Annotated in this window: 5 protein-coding genes; all 5 read right to left on the minus strand. The window is 70.0% G+C overall.

The window, feature by feature from the left end:
- Positions 1-793 (minus strand): DUF1835 domain-containing protein (locus AC1DO7_RS40235; RefSeq protein ID WP_477117488.1); only part of this gene is annotated, 793 nt, incomplete at its 3' end.
- Positions 794-886: 93 nt separating this feature from the next.
- Positions 887-1,978, minus strand: a complete 1,092-nt coding sequence (gene paaE, locus AC1DO7_RS40240; RefSeq protein ID WP_441613031.1) for a 1,2-phenylacetyl-CoA epoxidase subunit PaaE — start codon at positions 1,976-1,978, stop codon at positions 887-889.
- A gap of 28 nt (positions 1,979-2,006) precedes the next feature.
- Positions 2,007-2,567, minus strand: a complete 561-nt coding sequence (gene paaD, locus AC1DO7_RS40245; RefSeq protein WP_441613032.1) for a 1,2-phenylacetyl-CoA epoxidase subunit PaaD — start codon at positions 2,565-2,567, stop codon at positions 2,007-2,009.
- 5 nt (positions 2,568-2,572) lie between these two features.
- Entirely contained in the window at positions 2,573-3,427 is an 855-nt protein-coding gene (paaC, locus tag AC1DO7_RS40250; protein ID WP_441613033.1) for a 1,2-phenylacetyl-CoA epoxidase subunit PaaC, read from the minus strand.
- Positions 3,428-3,439: 12 nt separating this feature from the next.
- The gene (gene paaB / locus AC1DO7_RS40255; RefSeq protein WP_477117489.1) at positions 3,440-3,706 is read right to left on the minus strand and encodes a 1,2-phenylacetyl-CoA epoxidase subunit PaaB; all 267 of its coding nucleotides are present in this window, start codon (positions 3,704-3,706) and stop codon (positions 3,440-3,442) included.
- Position 3,707: the final 1 nt, after the last annotated feature.

Here is a 3,707-nt window from a genome sequence, read left to right on the forward strand (position 1 = left end):
GCGCAGCTCGCAGGTCTGCAGTGATGCGCAGCTCGCAGGTCTGCAGTGATTCGGCATTGCCGCGCAGCACCAGCTGGCCGGCGCCGATCAGCTCCCGGCAGCGCCAGAACACGAACCAGTCGCTGGCCAGCAGCCCTTCGATGGCCCCCATCACGGCGCCCACCACTTGCGCGGCCGGCGCCCATTCCAGCGGCGCGCGCTCCAGGATCACCTCATCCACCGTGTGGTACGCGGCGGGCACCAGCGTGTTGCCCTTCCACAGGCGCACGTCGGCGTTCTCCTTGACGTTCTGCTGCCACTCGTAGCCAAGCCGGCCGAGGCGCAGCACCGAAACCGGGGCGATCGTGGAAAAGCGCCGCGCAAGGCGCGCCGCGGGATACATGCCGATGGCGGCCAGGTTGCCGCGCGCGGGGATTTCCAGTTCGCGCAGGTCCATCGCGACTTCGTTGATGCGCTGGGGGGACTGGTAGAGATGGAACACCACCCGGCGCAGCATCAGCTGGTCGGACGCGCTCTGGCCATGCCAGAGCGCGATCTCCAGTTCTTCCTTGCGCAGGCCGTGCAGCTGGGTGAGCGCGTGCTGCATCTCGGCGGCGAAGTCGATGTCGCTGCGCGGCGCCACGCGCTGCCAGAAGCCGGAGCGGACGAGGCCGCTGCTGTCGACGTCGGCGATCGGGCCGACGGCAAGGTCGTCGCGCAGCACGACGACCGGGTCGGGCCGGGCGGCCTGGGCGAGGGCTTGCCGTAGCGTGTTGCCCGCTACGTCACCGTTGACGACATGGATGTATTGCATGGGCGTGATTGTATATGGATGCGTGGCGCGGCTGCTTCCATTTTAATCACGCGGTTGCGCCGCTTGCGGCGCGCCGCCGGAGCCCGGCGCTGCTCAGCGTTCGTCGTAGCTCACCACCACGCGCCCGGTGACGGCGCGGGCCTGGCAGGTCAGCACGAAGCCCTTTTCCATCTCCCACGGTTCGAGCGTGTAGTTTTTCGCCATCTCGACCTGCCCCTCGAGCACTTTGGCGCGGCAGGTACAGCAGACGCCGCCCTTGCACGCGTAGGGCAGGTCCAGCCCGGCCGCCAGCGCGGTGTCAAGCACATTGGCATTGGCCATCGGCAGGCGCATGGCGTGCTGCTTGCCGTCGAGCACCACCACCAGTTCCGCCGTGCCGGCATGGCTGGCTTGGTCCGCGCGCGCAGCCGGGCGCGGCGCCTGCGCCACTGGCACGCCGAAACGCTCGGCATGGATGCGGTGGGGGTCGAGGCCGGCCGCCTTGAGCGCGGCCTCGACCTCGTCGATCATCGAGGCCGGCCCGCACACGAAGGCGGCGTCGATGTCGCCGACAGGCAGCAGGGATTCGAGGAATGCGCCCACGCGGGCGCGGTCCAGGCGCCCGTGCAGCAGGTCCACTTCCTGCGGCTGGCGCGACAGCACGTGATGGAGCGTGAAGCGCGCCAGGTACTGGTTCTTCAGGTCCTCGAGCGCTTCGGAAAAGATGATGCTGTCGACGCTGCGGTTGCCGTACACCAGCGTGAACCGGCTGTTCGCCTCGGTGGCCAGCGTGGTGCGGATCAGCGACAGCACCGGCGTGATGCCGCTGCCGGCGGCAAAGGCGACGTAGTGGCGGCTAGCATCGCTTTCCAGCGGCACATGGAAGCGGCCGTCGGGCGTCATCACGTCGAGCACGTGGCCGGGTGCGAGGCCGTCGTGCAGATGCTGCGAGAACACGCCATGCTCCACGCGCTTGACCGCCACGCGCAATTCGCCGCGCTCGGCGTAGTCCTGCACGCCGCAGCAGATCGAGTACGAGCGGCGCAGGTCATTGCCGTCCACCGGCGCGCGCAGCGTGAGGAACTGGCCCTGCGTGAAGCGGTAGGCGTCGCGCAGCGCCGCGGGCACGTCGAAGGCGATGGAGATGGTGTCGGCGGTTTCGGTGCGGACCTGCGCCACGCGCAGCGGGTGGAACTGAGGGGTCATGGCAGCGTGGGCCGGCGACGCCAGCGCATCAATAGGGTTTGAAATAGTCGAAGGGTTCGCGGCAGTCCAGGCAGCGGTGCAGCGCCTTGCAGGCGGTCGAGGCGAAGCGCGCCAGCTGCTCGGTATGCAGGCTGCCGCAACGCGGGCAGGGTACCCGGTCCTGCCAGGCGGCCGGCGCCGCCGCGCGCGGCACGAAGCGCAGCGGCTGCGGCGTGGCGTGCGTGCCCTGCGCATCGTGGCAGCGCGTCGGCGGCGCGATGCCGTAGGCGCGCAGCTTGTCGCGGCCCCCGGCGCTGATCCAGTCGGTGGTCCAGGCCGGCGACAGCACCGTGCGGATGCGCCAGGGGCCCAGGCCCGCGGCATCGAGGGCGTGGCCGATATCCTCGGCGATCTGCGACATGGCGGGGCAGCCGGAGTAGGTCGGCGTGATGACCACTTCGATACTGCCGTCGCCGGCGACCACCACATCGCGCAGGATGCCGAGGTCGCGGATCGAGACCACCGGGATTTCCGGATCGGGCACGCCTTCCAGCGCATTCCATGCGAGCGTGGCGCGCGCTTGCGCGGCGGTGCCGGTGCCGGTGGCCATGGTGCTCACCACTGCGCGCCAGGGTGGGCGCGTGCCAGGCTTTGCAGTTCGCTCAGCAGGCGGCTCATGTGTTCCGAGTGCACGCCTTGCTTGCCGGTCGGGACGAAGCCGCCGGCAGCAGGCAGGGCGAGCGTCGCCGCCGCCACGGTCTCGTCCACCGTGGCCTGCCAGGCGGCGCGGCAATCCGCCGCCGGCACGCCCACGCCCGCAGCCGCGGCTTCATGCTCCACCGCATCGGTGGCGAAGCACTCGTTCATATAGGGCAGCAGGTGATCCAGCGCCTGCTGCGCGCGCGCATGGGAAAAGCCGGTACCGTCGCCCAGGCGCACGACCCAGCCGGCGGCATGGTGCAGGTGGTAGCGTGCCTCCTTGACCGACTTGGCCGCGATGGCCGCGAGCTCGGCATCACTGCTTGCCTGCAGGCGCGTCCACAGCTCCACCATCAGCGCGCTGTAGAGGAAGTTGCGCACGATGGTGACCGCGTAGTCGCGCTCTGCCGCGGCAGTGCCGGCCAGCGGGCCGGTGTGCGGCAGCTCCGTCAGCGTCCAGTTGCGGAAATCGCGCTCGGGGCGCCAGTAGGCGTAGTCGTCTTCCAGGCGCGCCGGGCCGGCCTGCCCGGCCAGCCGGCCCTCGAGCACGCCGGCGTGCGCGTAGAGCAGGCGCGCCTGGCCGATCAGGTCCAGGCTGATATTGGCGAGCGCGATGTCTTCTTCCAGCGCGGGACCGTGGCCGCACCACTCGGCGTTGCGCTGGCCGAGGATCAGGGCATTGTCGGCCAGGCGCAGGATGTACTGGAGCGTGGCGGGCAGGGCGGCGGTGGCCGGCGCGGCGGGCGGCGCAAGTGTCGGCATGCTGGTCATGGTGCCGGGCCCTTACATATGGTTGACTTCATCGGGCAGCTGGTAGAACGTCGGGTGCCGGTAGATCTTGTCGGCCATCGGGTCGAACAGCTCGGGCTTTTCGTCCGGCGCGCTCGCGGTGATGGCCACCGACGGGACCACCCAGATCGACACGCCCTCCTGGCGCCGCGTGTACACGTCGCGCGCCATGTGCAGCGCCTGCTGTGCATCGGCGGCGTGCAGGCTGCCGCAGTGCTTGTGCTCGAGTCCCTGCTTGCTGCGCACGAAGACTTCCCACAGC

The organism is Cupriavidus sp. 05N40, from assembly GCF_056397305.1.